General features: G+C 72.1%; 15 protein-coding genes. 3 read left to right on the plus strand and 12 right to left on the minus strand.

Annotated elements, in window-relative coordinates; translation table 11 throughout:
- Positions 1-74: 74 nt before the first annotated feature.
- Positions 75-902 (minus strand): enoyl-CoA hydratase family protein, encoded by an 828-nt coding sequence (locus tag OHS82_RS11835; protein WP_057575656.1) that lies wholly within the window; start codon positions 900-902, stop codon positions 75-77.
- 326 nt (positions 903-1,228) lie between these two features.
- Between OHS82_RS11835 and OHS82_RS11840 the strand changes: the two genes are divergently transcribed.
- On the plus strand, positions 1,229-1,690 hold the full coding sequence (locus OHS82_RS11840; protein WP_328436055.1) for an ATP-binding protein: 462 nt from the start codon (positions 1,229-1,231) through the stop codon (positions 1,688-1,690).
- 27 nt (positions 1,691-1,717) lie between these two features.
- Here the strand turns inward: OHS82_RS11840 and argF are convergent, their stop codons facing one another.
- Together argF and OHS82_RS11850 are read right to left on the minus strand one after the other, a co-directional pair.
- The gene (argF, locus tag OHS82_RS11845) at positions 1,718-2,743 is read right to left on the minus strand and encodes an ornithine carbamoyltransferase (RefSeq protein WP_057575653.1); all 1,026 of its coding nucleotides are present in this window, start codon (positions 2,741-2,743) and stop codon (positions 1,718-1,720) included.
- 59 nt (positions 2,744-2,802) lie between these two features.
- The gene (locus OHS82_RS11850) at positions 2,803-4,026 is read right to left on the minus strand and encodes an arginine deiminase (protein WP_057575651.1); all 1,224 of its coding nucleotides are present in this window, start codon (positions 4,024-4,026) and stop codon (positions 2,803-2,805) included.
- Positions 4,027-4,188: 162 nt separating this feature from the next.
- Between OHS82_RS11850 and OHS82_RS11855 the strand changes: the two genes are divergently transcribed.
- Complete coding sequence (locus OHS82_RS11855; protein ID WP_057575649.1) at positions 4,189-5,352, plus strand: SPFH domain-containing protein; 1,164 nt, start codon at positions 4,189-4,191, stop codon at positions 5,350-5,352.
- A complete protein-coding gene (locus OHS82_RS11860) occupies positions 5,349-6,263 on the plus strand; it encodes an NAD(+)/NADH kinase (RefSeq protein WP_057575646.1) in 915 nt (304 codons plus the stop codon). Before OHS82_RS11855 ends, OHS82_RS11860 begins: the two co-directional genes overlap by 4 nt.
- Before the next feature lie 665 nt (positions 6,264-6,928).
- On the opposite strand, the gene OHS82_RS11865 is transcribed toward OHS82_RS11860, so the two are convergent.
- The 9 genes from OHS82_RS11865 to OHS82_RS11905 all read right to left on the minus strand — a co-directional run bounded on the left by OHS82_RS11865 (position 6,929) and on the right by OHS82_RS11905 (position 16,984).
- Positions 6,929-9,499, minus strand: coding sequence for a polynucleotide kinase-phosphatase (locus OHS82_RS11865; RefSeq protein WP_328433842.1), 2,571 nt, complete (start codon positions 9,497-9,499; stop codon positions 6,929-6,931).
- A complete protein-coding gene (locus tag OHS82_RS11870) occupies positions 9,496-11,028 on the minus strand; it encodes a 3' terminal RNA ribose 2'-O-methyltransferase Hen1 (RefSeq protein WP_328433843.1) in 1,533 nt (510 codons plus the stop codon). The genes OHS82_RS11865 and OHS82_RS11870 overlap by 4 nt, the downstream gene beginning before the upstream one ends.
- Positions 11,029-11,241: 213 nt before the next feature.
- Positions 11,242-12,225 (minus strand): DUF4232 domain-containing protein, encoded by a 984-nt coding sequence (locus OHS82_RS11875; RefSeq protein ID WP_057575640.1) that lies wholly within the window; start codon positions 12,223-12,225, stop codon positions 11,242-11,244.
- Positions 12,226-12,364: 139 nt separating this feature from the next.
- Positions 12,365-13,288 (minus strand): LLM class F420-dependent oxidoreductase, encoded by a 924-nt coding sequence (locus OHS82_RS11880; protein ID WP_057575636.1) that lies wholly within the window; start codon positions 13,286-13,288, stop codon positions 12,365-12,367.
- Positions 13,289-13,430: 142 nt separating this feature from the next.
- Positions 13,431-13,910, minus strand: a complete 480-nt coding sequence (locus OHS82_RS11885) for a DUF6099 family protein (protein WP_057575633.1) — start codon at positions 13,908-13,910, stop codon at positions 13,431-13,433.
- Between the two features lie 214 nt (positions 13,911-14,124).
- Entirely contained in the window at positions 14,125-14,454 is a 330-nt protein-coding gene (locus tag OHS82_RS11890; RefSeq protein ID WP_057575630.1) for a nucleotide pyrophosphohydrolase, read from the minus strand.
- Complete coding sequence (locus OHS82_RS11895; RefSeq protein ID WP_328433844.1) at positions 14,451-15,857, minus strand: ATP-binding protein; 1,407 nt, start codon at positions 15,855-15,857, stop codon at positions 14,451-14,453. Before OHS82_RS11895 ends, OHS82_RS11890 begins: the two co-directional genes overlap by 4 nt.
- 82 nt (positions 15,858-15,939) lie before the next feature.
- Positions 15,940-16,329: a cell division protein SepF gene (locus OHS82_RS11900; RefSeq protein WP_057575626.1), complete on the minus strand. Its 390-nt coding sequence runs from the start codon at positions 16,327-16,329 to the stop codon at positions 15,940-15,942.
- 139 nt (positions 16,330-16,468) lie between these two features.
- On the minus strand, positions 16,469-16,984 hold the full coding sequence (locus OHS82_RS11905; protein WP_057575623.1) for a YceI family protein: 516 nt from the start codon (positions 16,982-16,984) through the stop codon (positions 16,469-16,471).
- Between the last annotated feature and the right edge of the window lie 105 nt (positions 16,985-17,089).

Consider the following 17,089-nt stretch of genomic DNA (forward strand, 5'->3'; position numbering starts at 1 on the left):
AGCGGGTGTCGTAGCAGATGTCGTAGCCGGTGTCGCAAACGGTGTCGCAGCAGGTGTTGTTCTCGAAGGCGGTTTCATCGGCCTCGCCATTTCGGGGGGCGCTTCTGGGTGAACGCCTCGTGGAACTCGGCGTAGTCCTCGCCGTTCATGAGCAGGGCCTGAGTGGCGGCGTCGAGTTCCACGGAGGCCGCGAGCGGCATGTCCAGTTCGGCGGTCAGCAGTGCCTTCGTCTGGGCGTAGGCGAGTGCCGGGCCGTCGGCCAGGCGACGGGCCAGGGTTCGGGCGGCCTCGTCGGCCCGTCCTTCCTCAGTCAGTTCGCTGATGAGGCCGATCCGCTCGGCCTCCGGGGCGCGGACGGGTTCGCCGAGCATGAGGAGCCGGGTGGCGTGGCCGAGCCCGACGATCCGGGGCAGCAGGTAGGCGGCGCCCATGTCGCCGCCGGAGAGGCCGACACGGGTGAAGAGGAACGCGAAGCGGGCGCCGGGGTCGGCGACCCGGAAGTCGGCGGCCAGCGCGAGGACCGCGCCGGCGCCGGCCGCCACTCCGTGCACGGCTGCGATCACCGGGAACGGGCATTCCCGCAGGGCCCGCACGACCTGGCCGGTCATCCGGTTGAAGTCGAGGAGCTGGGCGGTGTCCATGCCGAGGGTGGCGCCGATGATCTCGTCGACGTCGCCGCCGGAGCAGAAGCCCCGGCCTTCGCCGGCCAGCACCAGGGCGCGGACCGACCGCTCCCTGGACAGCTCGGCGAGCAGGTCGCGCAGGTCGGCGTAGGCGCCGAAGGTGAGGGCGTTGAGCTTTTCCGGGCGGGCGAGGGTGACGGTGGCGACGCCGTCGGTGTGCTCGACGTGCAGATGACGCCAGTCGGGGGTGCGGGCGGCGGAGCCGGTGAAGGGACTCATGAGGGCGGCCTCCTCGACGGTCGCCTACGAAGTTATCACTCTCTCGTGACTGTCGTCATGAGTGCGCGATATACGGCGGGGGCAGAATCGCCCTGTGTCGCCGTGTCACTGCACGGCGTGCGCCCGTCACACACGTCACCGGTCGTCGATAAGGCGGTAACAACCGGATCAGGTGCGCGAGGGAGAGCGTTGACGCGGGTAAGCCGCCCGACAGCGGGGTCGGAACGTCCCGCGCGGTGCCCACCGAGCGTCTCTGCCGGAGGTCGCCGTACCATTCCTGAAGTTGAAGGCAGGACCGCCTGATGTCGATCACGGGAACCTGCGCCATGAACGGACTCGCCTTGCACGAACGCCCCTCCGATTCCGCCGCCTCCTGGCGAATCGCGCTGCCGCACACCGCCGCGGCCGTGCCGGTGGCCCGTGCGCTGGTCCGTACGGCGCTGGCCGAGCTGAAGCACGGGGCGGACAGCGACACGGCGGAGCTGCTCACGGCCGAGCTGGTCGCGAACGCCGTGGAGCACACCGCCGGGGACGCGCCGATAGAGCTGGTCGTGGAGCTGTATCCGAGCGGTTGCCAGGTCGAGGTGCACGACGCCGACCCGGTGCCGCCGGGCGACCTCACCCGTCCGTCCGGCGGGGAGCCCGACCCCTGGCACGAGCACGGACGCGGACTGCTGCTGATCCGCGCGCTCAGCTCGTCCTGCGGGCACCGGCCCACCGAGCAGGGCAAGGCGGTGTGGTTCCGGCTGGCCGCGGTTCCGCCGCAGCGTAGCCCTCGTCCGGCGTGAGCGGCGGCGTGAGCGGCGCGTCCCCGGTCAGCCCCGCGGGTTGCCGGCGAGGGTGGCGACCAGGACGGCCTTGATGGTGTGCAGACGGTTCTCCGCCTCGTCGAAGACGACGGAGTGCGCCGACTCGAAGACCTCGTCGGTCACCTCGAGGCAGTCGAGGCCGTGGCTCTCGAATATCCCCTGGCCGACCGCGGTGCCCAGGTCGTGGAAGGCCGGCAGGCAGTGCAGGAACCGGACGTCCGGGTTGCCGGTGGCGCGCAGGACGTCCATGGTGACGGCGTAGGAGCCGAGGGCGGCGATCCGCTCGGCCCAGACCTCCTTGGGCTCGCCCATGGAGACCCAGACGTCGGTGGCGACGAAGTCGGCGCCGCGCACGCCCTCGGCGACGTCCTCGGTGAGCAGGACGGTGGCCCCGCTGTCCGCGGCGAGCTCGCGGGCCTTCGCGACGACCTCGTCGGCGGGCCAGTACTCCTTCGGCGCGACGATGCGGACGTCCATGCCGAGCAGCGCCCCGGTGATCAGGTAGGAGTTGCCCATGTTGAAGCGCGCGTCGCCGAGGTAGGCGAAGACGATTCCGCCGTCCAGGCCCTTCGCGCAGTGCTCGGTCATCGTCAGCACGTCGGCGAGCATCTGGGTGGGATGCCAGTCGTCGGTGAGGCCGTTGAAGACCGGCACGCCCGCGTGGGCGGCCAGCTCCTCGACCTTGTGCTGGCTGTCGCCGCGGTACTCGATGCCGTCGTACATGCGGCCCAGCACGCGCGCGGTGTCCTTCACCGACTCCTTGTGGCCGATCTGCGAGCCGGCCGGGTCCAGGTAGGTGGTCGAGGCGCCCTGGTCGGCGGCGGCGACCTCGAACGCGCAGCGGGTGCGCGTCGAGGTCTTCTCGAAGATGAGGGCGATGTTCCTGCCGCGCAGGTGCTGTACCTCGGTCCCGGCCTTCTTGGCGGCCTTCAGCTCGGCGGCCAGCTCGATCAGACCGCGGAACTCCTCCCCCGTGAAGTCCAGCTCCTTGAGGAAGTGGCGGCCGGCGAGGGCGGTCGGGACAGTCGCCATGGGGGCGCTCCAGAGGTACGAGAACAGGACACTGGAACTCTATACGAAGATTAGCATTTCTATACAGGGGTGCGTTCGACCGGGCAGCTCATGCAGCGCGGGCCCCCTCTCCCCCGGCCGAGTTCGCTGCCGGGGATCTCTATCACTTCGATGCCCTGTTTGCGCAGATGGGTGTTGGTGGTGACGTTGCGCTCGTAGGCGATGACGACGCCCGGCTCCACGGCGAGCACGTTGCAGCCGTCGTCCCACTGCTCGCGTTCGGCGGCATGCACGTCCTGGGTGGCGGTGAGCACCCGGATCTCGCTGAGGCCGAGAGCCGCTGCGATGGCGCGGTGCATGTGCTCCGGAGGGTGGTCGGTGACCTTCAGTTCCTTCTCTCCGACGCCCGGTTCGATGGTGTACGAGCGGAGCATGCCGAGGCCCGCGTACTGCGTGAAGGTGTCGCCGTCGACCATGGTCATCACGGTGTCGAGGTGCATGAAGGCACGCCGCTTGGGCATGTCGAGCGCCACGATGGTCTCGGCCGAGCCGGCGGCGAACAGCTTGTGGGCGAGCATCTCGACGGCCTGCGGGGTGGTGCGCTCGCTCATGCCGATCAGCACGGCGCCGTTGCCGATCACGAGGACGTCCCCGCCCTCGATGGTGGAGGGGTAGTCGGCCTGCCCCTCGGACCAGACACGGAACGTCTCGCCGCGGAAGAGGGGGTGGTGCCGGTAGATGGCCTCGAAATGGACGGTCTCTCGCTGCCGGGCCGGCCAGCGCATGGCGTTGATGGCGACGCCGTCGTAGATCCAGGCCGAGGTGTCGCGGGTGAAGAGGTGGTTGGGAAGCGGGTCGAGGAGGAAGTCGTCGAGCTCCATGACATGGAAGCGCACGGAGGTCGGTTCGGGATGCGCTTCCAGGAACTCCCGCTTGGTCATGCCGCCGACGAGGGCCTCCACCAGCTGCGGGGCGGGGAGGTCCTCGAAGGCGGCGCGGAGGTGGTCGGTGGCGAGCACCCCGTACTCCTTCTCGTCGAAGACGCGGTCCAGGACGAGCGCTCGCGCCGCCGGGATGGCCATGGCCTCGGTGAGCAGGTCGCCGAAGAGGTGGACGGCGACGCCGCGGTCGCGCAGCACGTCGGCGAACCCGTCGTGCTCGGCGCGCGCCCGGCGCACCCAGAGCACGTCGTCGAAGAGAAGGGCGTCCTTGTTGCTGGGGGTGAGCCTTTTGAGCTCGAGATCCGGCCGGTGCAGGATGACGCGGCGCAGGCGTCCGGCTTCGGAGTCGACATGGAATCCCATGACTCCATCCTGACCACCGGGGACCGCCTTCACCCACTACTGGACCGATTCCGCGCGGGCTTGTTCCGCTCCCGGTTTTCGTCCTCTTGACGACAAGGGGAGGGCGGGCTATCGTTTTCTTATCGTCGTTTTGACGAGAATCGAGACCGAGGGGGGTCACTCATGGCCGACATCACCCGACGCCTGGGCTGGCGCCATCTGCGCGGCGCTCCGACCGCGCACGTACGCCACCACCGTTCCGGCAAGCTGGCGCACGACGGACCGGGGCTCAGCTTCTGGTTCCGGGCGCTGAGCGCCGCGCTCTCCGAAGTGCCGGTAGACGACCGCGAGCTGGCCATGACGTTCCACGCCCGCACCGTCGACTTCCAGGACGTGGCGGTTCAGGCCACGGTGACGTACCGGATCAGCGACCCGGCCCTGGCAGCCGCCCGTCTGGACTTCTCCGTCGACCCGGACACCGGGGCGTGGCGCGGCGCGCCGCTCGAGCAGCTGGGCACCCTGCTGACCGAGACGGCGCAGCAGCACGCGCTGGACGTCCTCGCCCGCACTTCTCTGTCGTCGGCGCTGGTGGACGGCGTGACGGCGGTGCGGGAGCGGGTCGCCGCGGGGCTGGCGGCGGAGCCGCGGCTGCCGGCCACCGGCATCGAGGTCGTGGCCGTCCGGGTGGTGGCGCTCCGCCCGGAGCCCGAGGTGGAGCGGGCGCTGCGCACGCCGGCGCGCGAGCTGATCCAGCAGGAGGCCGACCGGGCGACGTACGAGCGGCGGGCGGTGGCCGTCGAACGGGAGCGGACGATCGCCGAGAACGAGCTGGCCAGCAAGATCGAGCTGGCCCGCCGTGAGGAGCAGCTGGTCGAGCAGCGCGGCACGAACACCCGTCGCGAGGCGGAGGAGAGCGCGGCCGCGGACAAGGTGCGGGCCGAGGCGGAGGCGACACGGACCGTGCGGCTCGCGCAGGCGGAGGCGGCCCGGTCGGTGAAGCTCGCGGAGGCGGAGGCGGCGAAACAGATACAGCTGGCGGACGCCGAGGCGCTGCGCACGGAGCGGTTGGCGCAGGCGGAGGCGGTGCGCATGGCCCGGCTCTCCGAGGCGGAGGCGGCCCGCTCGGTCCAGCTCGCCCGCGCCGAGGCGCAGGCGGCGCGCGAGGTCGGCGAGGCGCGGGCCCAGGCGCAGGCCGCCTGGCTGCGGGTGCACGGGGACGTCGACGTCGCGACGCTGCACGCCCTCACCGGGACGCGGCTCGCGGAGAACCTGCCGCACATCGACAGCGTGACGATCTCACCGGACGTGCTGACGGGGCTGCTCGCCAAGCTGGGAGCAACGGAGTGAGTCTCGCCCCGCGGGCCGTGCTGGTCCATCGCACCACGGAATACGAGGAGTTGACGGCCCGGCACGGCACGCACGGCCAGGCCGCCTTCTTCCTCTCCTCGCGGGGCAGGGACATCGAGGAGGTCGCCGAACGCCACCGGCGCACCCGGCGGGCGCTGGCGGAGGTGACGGCCGCCGTCCCACTGACGTGGCGTCAGACGAGCGTGGAACGGGCCGACCTGGACCGGTTCCTGTTCGCGCCGGAGGACGTGGTGGTCGTGGTCGGCCAGGACGGTCTGGTGGCGAACGTCGCCAAGTACCTGACCGGACAGCCGGTGGTGGGCATCGACACCGACCCGGGCCGCAACCCGGGCGTCCTGGTGCGTCACCGTCCGCAGGACGCCGCGTCGCTGCTGCGCTCCGTCCTCGCGGCGGGCGCCGGCACGGACGAGCTGACCATGGTGGAGGCGGTCGCGGACGACACCCAGCGGCTGCTGGCCCTCAACGAGATCTATCTGGGCGCCGCAGGTCATCAGACCGCCCGCTACCGCCTGGGCCTCGACGACGACGGGGGTGTCGTCGAGGCCCAGGCCTCCTCCGGGGTGCTGGTGGGCACGGGCACGGGGGCGACCGGCTGGCTCCGGTCGGTGTGGCAGGAGCGGGGCGGGGCCGGGAGCGACGGTCGCCTGCGGCTGCCGGGGCCGACGGAGGACCGGCTGGTGTGGTTCGTGCGGGAGGCGTGGCCGTCCCCGGCGACCGGAACGTCCCTGGTCGCGGGCGAGCTCGCGGCCGGCGGCCGGCTGACGCTGACGGTCGAGTCGGAGCGCCTCATCGCCTTCGGCGACGGCATCGAGAGCGACGCGCTGGAACTGACGTGGGGGCAGCGGGTTCGGGTGGGGGTGTGCGGGGAGCGGCTGCGGCTCGCGGGGTGAGCGGCGCACAGGCGAGACAGGCCGGAAGGCTGCCGCGCGGGAAGCGGCGCAGCGGCCGCTTCGCGCGCCGGCGTTTCACCGGCCCCTGCGGGCCCCGCCTCGCCCGGGGCCCCGCTGCCACCGGGCACGGCGAGCGGCCGCGCCCCGACGAGACGGCCCGGTCGTCCGGACGCGCCCCGGTCGGCCACGTGGGCGAAGACGGTGGACCGCCTGGTCGGTCAGTCCCGGCAAGACCCGACAGGGCCCCACCAGCGACCGACCGCCACCCGCCACCCGTCACCACCCGGCACCACCCGGCAGCGAACGTCGCTCGCGGCCGTCGACGCATGTTCGCAGTCGGCCGCGGCCGTCCGACGCACCCCACGGGTCGGCGGCGATCTGCGGTAATCGGCGGTAATCGGCGGTAATCGGCGGTAATCGGCGGTAATCGGTTGCAGCGTGCGTGCTCGGCAGGCCGTGCCCTCCGCTTCGGCGGCTGCGGGGACGGGCGGCGGGGACCGCGGGCAAGCGGTTCCCGGGCCGGCGGTCCGAGCCGACCGGGGTGGGTGATCCGCCCGCGCAGCTCGCACGGGCGGGGTGACGAGCACGGCCCGCCCGACGCCGCCACCGCGCTGCGCGCGATACGTCGCCGGACGGGCCGGACACGAGTGTCGTCGGCTACGACATCACAGTCGGGGGTCCACCGGTTCCGATTCCAGGGCGAGGACTCCGAACACCGCCTCGTGGACGCGCCACAGGGGCTCGCCCTCCGCCAGCCGGGACAGGGACTCCAGGCCGAGGGCGTATTCGCGGATCGCCAGCGACCGCTTGTGGTTGAGGAAGCGGCCGCGCAGGCGGGCGAGGTTGTCGGGGCGGGTGTACTCCGGGCCGTAGATGATCCGGAGGTACTCGCGGCCGCGGCACTTGATGCCGGGCTGGACCAGGCGGCCCTCCTCGTCCCGGCACAGTGCGCCCAGCGGCTTGACGACCATGCCCTCGCCGCCGCGCCCCGTCATCTCCAGCCACCAGTCGACGCCCGCCCGGACCGACTCGGGGTCGGCCGTGTCGACGTACAGACGGCGGGTGGTGCGGAGCAGGCCCGTGGTGTCGTGCTCCACCAGCCGGTCGAGGAGCGACAGCTGTTCGTCGTGCGGCAGGTCGGCGAGGCTGCGTCCCTGGACGGCGAGGATCTGGAACGGGGCGAGACGCACGCCGTCCAGACCGTCCGTCGTCCAGCAGTAGCGTCGGTAGGCCTCGGTGAACGCCGCCGCGTCCGAGGCGCGTTCACGCTGGCGGGCGAGGAGGTCCGCGACGTCGACGCCCCTGGCCGCAGCGCCGTCCAGCGCGGCGAGCGCACCCGGGAAGACCGCGCCGGACGCGGCGCCCACGGCCGCGTACTGCGAGCGCAGCAGGCCCGACGCCTTCAGCGACCACGGCATCAGTTCGGCGTCCAGCAGCAGCCAGTCGGTGTCCAGCTCCGTCCAGAGGCCGGCCTCGTCCACCGCCGCGCGTATCCGGCCGAGGATCTCCTCGGTGACCTTCGCGTCGTCGAAGAACGGGCGGCCGGTGCGGGTGTAGAGGGACCCGGTCGGGCCTCGGTCGCCGCCGACGGTTCCGAAACGCTTGCGGGCAGTTTCCGCGTCCCGGCAGACCAGGGCCACCGCGCGCGAGCCCATGTGCTTCTCCTCGCACACGACCCGTGCGACACCGTCGCGTGCGTACTGCGCGAACGCCTCCGCCGGGTGCTCCAGGTAGCCGTCCACCCGGCTGGTGGCGGTCGGGGCCATGGTCGGCGGGAGGTACGGCAGCAGGCGCGGGTCGACGGCGAACCGGCTCATGACCTCGAGGGCCGCGGCGGCGTTCTCCTCCCGGATCGAGATGCGGAGCTGGCCGTCGTAACGGGTTTCGACGATGCGTCGGCCGTGGACGTCCGCGAGGTCCAGCGGACGGCCGTCGTGGCCGCCCGGAGCCTCGGACCGCAGCGGCTTCACCGGCTCGTACCAGACCTGCTCCGCCGGGACGTCGACGAGCTCGCGCTCCGGCCAGCGCAGCGCGGTCAGCTTGCCGCCGAAGACGGCGCCGGTGTCCAGGCAGATGGTGTTGTTCAGCCAGGTGGCCTCGGGCACGGGTGTGTGGCCGTACACCACGGCCGCGCGACCCCGGTAGTCCTCGGCCCACGGGTAGCGCACCGGCAGGCCGAACTCGTCGGTCTCGCCGGTGGTTTCGCCGTAGAGCGCGTGCGAGCGGACGCGGCCGGAGGTGCGGCCGTGGTACTTCTCCGGCAGGCCCGCGTGGCAGACCACCAGTCGGCCGCCGTCGAGGACGTAGTGGCTGACCAGTTTGTCGATGAACTGCCTCACCTCGGCACGGAACTCGTCGCTCTCGCCCTCCATCTGCTCGATGGTCTCGGCGAGTCCGTGGGTGTGCTGGACGTTGCGGCCCTTGAGGAACCGGCCGTACTTGTTCTCGTGGTTGCCGGGGACGCACAGGGCGTTGCCCGACTTGACCATGGACATCACGCGGCGCAGCACGGCCGGGCTGTCCGGGCCCCGGTCGACGAGGTCTCCGACGAACACGGCCTGCCGGCCCTCCGGGTGGACTCCGTCGGCGTAGCCCAACTTGCCCAGCAGCGACTCCAGTTCGGAGGCGCAGCCGTGGATGTCGCCGATGATGTCGAAGGGCCCGGTGAGGTGGGTCAGGTCGTTGAAGCGCTTCTCGGTGACGACGGTGGCGTTCTCGACGTCCTCGACGCCCCGCAGGATGTGCACCTTGCGGAAGCCTTCGCGCTCCAGGCCCCGCAGGGAGCGCCGGAGTTCACGGATGTGGCGCTGGATGACGCGGCGCGGCATGTCGGCGCGGTCGGTGCGGGCGGCGTTGCGTGCGGCGCACACCTCTTCCGGCACGTCCAGCACGACGGCGATGGGCAGCACGTCGTACTGGCGTGCCAGGTCGACGAGTTGACGTCGGGCCTCGGGCTGCACGCTGGTCGCGTCGACGACCGTGCGGCGGCCGGCCGCGAGCCGTTTGCCGGCGATGTAGTGCAGGACGTCGAAGGCGTCCCGAGTGGCGCTCTGGTCGTTCTCGTCGTCGGAGACGAGACCGCGGCAGAAGTCGGAGGAGATGATCTCGGTGGGCTTGAAGTGGCGGCGGGCGAAGCTGGACTTGCCGGCCCCGGACGCGCCGACGAGCACGACGAGGGAGAGGTCGGTGACGGGCAGCACGCGGCCCTGCTTCGGGGGAATCCCGGTCTCGGTCATGCTGCCTTCGCCTCCTTCTTCTCGGTGCCGCCGGCGGTTGCGGTTGCGGTTTCGGTAGCGGTTGTGGTTTCGGTAGCGGTTGTGGTTGTGGTTGCGGTGCTCATCTCGAAGACGGCCATCTGGGTGGGCGGGCCGACCTCCGGGTCGTCCGATCCGACCGCGGTGAACCGCACGTCGTATCCGTGGCGCTCGGCGACCTGGGACGCCCAGCCGCGGAACTCCTCGCGGGTCCACTCGAAGCGGTGGTCGCCGTGCCGGACGTGACCGGCCGGCAGGCTCTCCCAGCGCACGTTGTACTCGACGTTCGGGGTGGTCACGAGGACCGTGCGCGGGCGTGCCGAGCCGAAGACCGCGTACTCCAGGGCGGGCAGCCGGGGCAGGTCGAGGTGTTCGATCACCTCGCTGAGGACGGCCGCGTCATAGCCCTTGAGGCGGGTGTCGGTGTACGCGAGGGAGCCCTGCAGGAGCCGCACGCGCGAGGCCTGCCGCTCCCCCATGCGGTCGAGTTTCAGCCGACGGGAGGCGATGGTGAGCGCGCGCATCGACACGTCGACGCCGACGATCTCGGTGAACCGCGGGTCCTTGAGCAGCGCCTGCACCAGCTGGCCCTGGCCGCAGCCGAGGTCGAGGACCCGGGCGGCGCCCGCCTCGGTGAGCGCGGCGACGATCGCGTCGCGGCGCTGCACGGCCAGCGGGGTCGGCCGGTCCTCCGTCTCGGCCTCCGCCTGGACCGCGTTGTCGATCTCCTCGACCTCGCTGTCGTCGGCCTCGGCGAGCCGGACCAGTTCCAGTCGCTCCATCGCCTGCCGGGTCAGCGACCAGCGGCGGGACAGGTACCGGCTGGTGATCAGTTTCTGTTCGGGGTGGTCGGGCAGCCAGCCCTCGCCCGCGCGCAGCAGTTTGTCGACCTCGTCGGAGGAGACCCAGTAGTGCTTGGCGTCGTCGAGGACGGGCAGCAGGACGTACAGGTGCCGCAGGGCCTCGGCGAGGGTGAGCGTCTCCGACTCCAGGACCAGGCTCACGTACCGGGAGTCGCCCCATTGCGGGAACTCCGTGTCGAGGGCGACCGGTTCGGCGCTCACCGTCCAGCCGAGCGGCTCGAACAGGGCACGGACCAGGCCGGGGCCGCCGCGGGCCGGCAGCGCGGGCACCTCGACGCGCAACTGCCTTGCCTGGGCGGGCAGTTCGGGCTTCGTTGCGCAGACGCCGCGCATCGCGCTGGAGAACACGCCGCTGAGCGCCACAGCGAGCAGCGAGGAGGCCGCGTAGGGGCGGTCGTTGACGTACTGGGCGAGTGCCGCGTCGGGGGCGCCGCCGCGGCCCTTGCCGCGCCGGACCAGCGCCACGGCGTCCACCTCCAGGAGCAGCGCCGCGGTGCAGCGCTCGGCGTCGGCCTCTGGATAGAAGACATGGGCCGTGCCGTAGGAGGTCGAGAACGCCTGCGTCTTCCCGGGGTGCTTGTGCAGCAGGAAGCCCAGGTCGGTGGCGGGGCGTTCGGGGTCGCCGGTGGTGCTGATCGTCAGGAACACGGTGGGCCTCGGAAGAGTGCGGATGGGGTGCGGGCGCGCTTGTCGCGTGCTCTCGCGCCCTCCAACCTATCGACATCCCCTCGCCGGCACGCGGGAATATCGGCGCCGCCCGCCGACCGTCGGCCCTGGTCAGCCCAGGTCAGCCCTGGGTCAGCCGCAGTCGGTCGGACCTGGTCGGTCCTGGTGAGCCGTGGGAGACGGCGCGGACGCCGCCTACGAGCCGGGTCCGGTCCGCTCTCCCGCCCTCCGCCAGGGGCTGACTCCCAGCTTCCCCGTGGTGCCGAGGTCCAGGTGGGGGGTGATCGTCACCGGCGCGGTTCCGGCCGTGGCGCGCACCCTGACGTACGGGACGTCCACGGCGTCGCCGAAGCCTGTGGTGTTGCGCCACATCAGCCCGGCGCTCGCCCGCTCGCCGGGCTTCAGGGTCACGGCCCGGGGCGGGTCGTCGAATCCGGCGACGGTGGCGATGCCGCCGCCGCCCTTCATCACCTCGACACCCCGGACCGGCTGGAGATCGTCGTCCAGCAGGCTCAGTCGCGGGTAGCCGTCGAGGGTGCGGTCCTTGGTTCCGCAGTTCTCCAGGAGCAGTCCCACGACCCGCAGTCCCATGGCGGAGTCACCGTCGTCGGCGGTGACCCGGACGCCGGAGGGCGGGCAGACTCCCGGTTCGGACGGCGCCTCCTCCGCGGGAACCCTGGTCACTTCGGCGACCTTCACCGTCGTCACCCGTGAGGCTCCCGGTGCGAGCGTCCCCAGCCGCACGGTTCCGGTGACCGTGCGGCCGGGTCCGACCGAGCGCACGGTCACCTTCTGGTTGCTCATGACCCCGCCCGTGCTCGTCGTGAAGTCGAAGAGGACGGTGTACGTCAGCGCGTCGGCCGTGGAGTTGACCACCTCGTAGGCCGCCGAGACGCCCGAGTCGGCGGGGAGCCCGCCGGGGAGCCGGTCGGCCCGGACGCCTCCCCCGGATCCGGTGGGCGAGGGGGAGGAAGCGGAACGGGACGCGGAAACGGACGCGGAGGGGATGGTCACGGAGGTGATCCGCACCCCGTCGACCGTCGGCCGGTCGACGGGGGACGGCGACGCCGGACCGCCCTCGCCGCTACCGCCGGCCTGCGTGCCGGCGTGTTCCGATCCGCACGCCGTGAGCAGCAGCGCGGCGGCCACTGCGGGAAGGAGGAGGGCAGGTCTGCGCATCCGGCCACCCCATCAGGGGCCCGTCCGGCGGGCCGTGACGGAAGCCACTCCTCCGGTCACAGCCATGTCACAGGTCACCGGCGGAACACCCTCCCGGTTGCTCGGACGCGCCGCCGTGCCCGCCCCTCCTCCCGCGTCCTCAAGGCAGTTGCGTCTGCACCTGCGCGGAGATCAGCTCCAGGTGGTCCAGGTCGTGCAGGTCCAGGACCTGGAGGTACATCCGTCGGGAGCCCGCCTCGGCGAAGCGGCCGATCTTGTCGACGACCTCGGCCGGGGAGCCGGCCAGCCCGTTGGTGCGGAGCTCGTCGACCTCGCGGCCGATCGCGGCGGCCCGCCGGGCGAGCTCCTGTTCGTCCCTGCCGACGCAGACGACGAGGGCGTTGGAGAGGGTGATCGTGTCCGCGTCGCGGCCGATCGCCTCGGCGGCCGCCCGCACCCGGCCGAACTGCCGTGCGCTGTCCTCGACCGTGCCGAACGGCATGTTGAACTCGTCGGCGAACCGGGCGGCGAGCCGCGGGGTGCGGGTCGCGCCGTTGCCGCCGATCAGCACGGGGACCTTCGCCTGTGCGGGCTTGGGCAGCGCGGGCGAACGGGTGAGCTCGTAGTACGCGCCGTGGAAGTCGAAGGTCTTGCCGGGCTCGGTGGCCCACAGGCCCGTGACGATCTCCAGCTGCTCCTCCAGCCGGCCGATCTTCTCCTTCGGGAAGGGGATGCCGTACGCCGTGTGCTCCTCCTCGAACCAGCCCGCGCCCAGGCCCAGTTCGACGCGCCCACCGGACATCTGGTCCACCTGTGCGACCTGGATGGCGAGCACGCCGGGCAGCCGGAAGGTACCGGCGGTCATCAGGGTGCCGAGGCGGATGCGCTTCGTCTCCCGGGCGAGACCGGCGAGGGTGATCCAGGCGTCCGTGGGGCCCGGGAGACCGCTCACGTCGCCCATCTTCAGATAGTGGTCGGACCGGAAGAAGGCGTCGAACCCGAGGTCCTCGGTGGCTTTCGCCACAGTGAGGAGGGTGTCGTAGGTCGCCCCCTGCTGGGGCTCGGTGAAGATGCGAAGATCCATGTCTCCATCCTGCACGCCGGCCGGCCCGTCCATCACTCCGGCAAGGCACTCACCCTCCGGCGAGGCACTCACCCTCCAGCGGGGCGCTCGCCGTCCGGCGAGGCGCTCGCCGTCCGGCAAGGCGTTCACGGTTCCGGCGGGCTCACCGCTCCGGTAAGGCCGCCTCCCGCTCCTCGCGTTCCTCGCGCGCCGTCAGCTTGCGCAGCATCTCCAGGACCCGGTCCCTGGACTCGTCCGCCGCGTCGATGGTCTCCATGCACTTCCAGTACGTGCCCTGGTCGTCCGCCGAGCTGGCGAGGCCCACCAGGGCGATGCCGACCTCGCCGAGCAGACAGGCCAGATCGAGCAGCGCCTGGCGGGCGTCCTCCAGTTCGGTCAGTCGGGCGGCGAGCAGATCGCCCGGATCGAGGTCCGGGGCGCCCAGCACGCCGCAGCCCCGGCCGGCCAGTTCGGTCAGGCCCAGCGCCTCGCCGCGCAGTTCGGGCGGGCCCGAGACGGCGAGGCGACTGCCGATCGCCTGCGCCAGGGCCTGCGCCTGCCACACCTGCGTGAGGATCTCCACACCTTCGCCGCTGCCCGCCAGTTCGCGTCTGCTCGTCAGGATGAGCCGCACCGCGTCCATACGCCGCCCCGTCTGTCCCCGACGTGCTGGTTCGCACGTCCGCCCGAACACCCTTATCCACTACCCAGAGTGAGGGTGCGAGGGGCGAAAAGCCAGAGGATGACGGAAATCTGTGGACAACAAATCGATTTCGGTCCGCCGGTCGACTGCGGAGAGTGAAAACGGACCCAGCGACTCCGCCGGTGACGCTGAGGAAGGTCACCCGTGCACGGCGCTAGGGTGCGGGAAACCTGCGCTCGTTGCGGTCGATCTTCGCGTCCAGTGCCGCCAGCGGGTCGACGCCGAGCACCTCGCACAACTGCAGCAGATACGCGAGCACGTCGGCGACCTCGTCCGTCACCCGGTGGGCGGTGTCCGGGTCGTCCATCACGCGGGCCGACTCCTCCGGCGTCAGCCACTGGAAGATCTCGACGAGTTCGGACGCCTCCACGCTGAGCGCGGCGACGAGGTTCTTGGGCGTGTGGAAGGGCTGCCAGTTCCGCACGGCCGCGAACTCGGCCAGTCTGCGCTGCAGTTTCGCCACATCCAGGTGTTGTTCTGTCACGGCCCCAGGTCTACCACCGTCACCCCGTCCGTACGGGCGGCCCAGGAGCCGTCGCTGACCGCGCCGACGCAGCGGATGTGCCCGCGCTCGGCCATCCGCACCGCCAGGCGCAGCAGTTCGGCGCGCTGCCGGACGTCGAGGCCGCGGTCCAGGCCGTCGGCGAGCAGGGTGAGCGTCTGCATCGCGGCCGGAACCTCGCCGGCCGGGTCCACGTCGAGGACGCCCGGCCCGGTGAGCAGTACCAGGGCGAGGGCGAGGTAGCGCAGTTCGCCGTATCCCAGCCGGGCGAGTTCCGTGCCCCCGCCGTCGGCGCGGTCGAGCACCGCGCGGACCGTGCCGTCGCCCAGCGGTTCGGCGCGCAGGTCCACCACCGGCCCCGCGGGTCCGGTGGATCCGGCGGACAGCGCGGCCACCAGCGCCGCGTGCCGCCGCCCGCACTCCTCGCGGGTGCGCCAGAGGACGTCGGCCAGGTTGTCGCAGCCGGTCAGCAGGCGGCCGGTGCCGGTGGGGACGGGGACGCCCATCCAGTCGGGCTGTGGGTCGCAGGCGAAGACGGACCGCAGGGCGACCACCATCTGCTCGGCGGCGGCCAGCACCTGTCGCTGGCCGTCGGTCTTGCCCGCCACGCGCAGTGGCAGCAGTGCGGTGCCGAGCCGGTCGTCGGGCAGCGGGGCGCGCGTCACCGGCGCGGAGCCGCCGGTGTGCCAGGCGGCCTGCACCGTGCGCCGTCCGGGATCGCGCAGCGCCGTCTCCAGCAGTACGACGCCGCCCGCGCTCAGCCGCTCGCCCACGATGCGCAGCTCCGGCTCGGCCTGCACGGCGACGTCGAGTCGGACCGGCCCCGCGGGGCCGTCGGCCGTGCAGCCGATGCGGAACCCGCGGCGGCGCTGGGCGTCGGGCCGCGCCCCCTGCGGCACGCACGCGACCGGATCGGCGAACACCTCGGCCAGCCGTGCCCCTCCCCCGAGCCGCGCCAGCGCCTCGTACGCCCGCAGCGCCGTGCTCTTGCCGCTGCCGCTGGCCCCGGTGAACAGCGTGACGGCCCCCAGCAGGAACCGGGCGCGCCGGTGCCCCGCGAAAGCGGAGAGCCGCAACTCGGTGACGCAGGACCGCGGGTATCGCGCGGGGGCGGACACCGTGTCGCCGGGCTCGGCCTTCGGACGGTCACGCGGGAGTGCGAGCCCGCCGACGGTCGCCGTCCGCACGCCGCCGCTGCGGGGCGCAGCCTGCTGCTCCGCCCCGCAGTGCGCCGGTGCCGGCGCCTGCGCCTGTGTGTGCGCCTGCGCCTGCGCCTGCAGGGGCACTGTGGGGGGTGTGTCCCCGGTAGGCGCTCCGTCGGGCGCGGCATGCGGCGGCGCGGCGGTGTGCGGCAGGGAGGTGGAGGAGGAAAGCGACGAGGGCATGTCCGGACGGTAGGACTCCGCTGTCAGCCGAACCGTTACGCCCCGACAAGCTTCCCACCATCGAGCGACGTGCCCCGCGCCCTCAGACCCCCGGTGCGCCCGCCCCCTCCATGATTCCGCCGACCTCGGTGCCCGGCGGGGTGAGCAGGAAGACGTTGCGGTCGACCCGGTGCATACCGCTGGCCAGGCCGAAGACGACGCCGGTGGAGAAGTCCAGCACCCGTTTGGCGGTGTCGGTCTCCGCCCCGGTCAGGTCGAGCAGCACCGGGATGCCCGCCATCAGCGTCTCGGCGACCTCGCGGGCGTCCGCGAAGACGTTGACCCGCAGGACGACGAAGCGGCGCCGGGTCTCCGTCTCGGCGTCCGGGAGCGAGCGGTGGTCCACCGCCGAGGGCCACGCGTCCCGGCCGCGCAACGGAACGACCTGAGCGAGCCCTTCCCACTGTTCATCGGTGACGTCGTAACGGTTCACCGGTACCCCCAGAACTGACTCGCCTTCAATGCATGCACCAGTCAATTCTTACGCCAAGTCACCCGTTCGGCCCAACAGCGACACGGACCGCCACCGCACCGGTCCCCCGCGGAGGCCGAACGTCGGGGTCCGACCCTCGTCAGGCCGGCTTGCGGGTGAAGCGGAGGGTGGCGGTGACGGCGGCCGTTCCGCGGATCATGCCCAGCTGGTTCCAGCCCAGGCCGAACTCACTGCGATCCACGGCGAACTCCGTGTCCAGAGTGACGGCGTCGGAGTCCGCTCCGCTCACTCGCGCGGTGAGGGTCTGCGGCCGGCTGATGCCGCGCACGGTGAGCTGACCGGCCACCTCGACCGCCCCGTCGGCGCCGATTTCGGCGGAGCGCACCGCGAACGTGATGTCGGGGTGGTTGTCGGCGTCGAAGAAGTCCGCGCCGCGCAGATGGGCGTCCCGCTTGGCGTTCTTCGTGTCGAGGGACGCCGCCCGGAGGGTGAGGACGCCGGTCGCGGTGCCGTCGGCCGCCACCTCGCCACCGCCGTCGACGGCGGTGAACACACCCTTGACGGTGACCAGGCCCCACATCGTCCGGTGCTTGAGGGCGACGGTGGAGGTGCCCGCGTCGAGCTGCCACAGTCCGGTTTCCACGGCGACGGTCATGGCGGTACTCCTTGATGGTCCAAATTTGGATGATGTGGGAGTCACGCTAGCGGGTAATCCAAATCTGAACAATAGGGTCGTGCAAATTTGGACTACGGATACACT

Source organism: Streptomyces sp. NBC_00425 (genome assembly GCF_036030735.1).
In the GTDB taxonomy this organism is placed as follows: domain Bacteria; phylum Actinomycetota; class Actinomycetes; order Streptomycetales; family Streptomycetaceae; genus Streptomyces.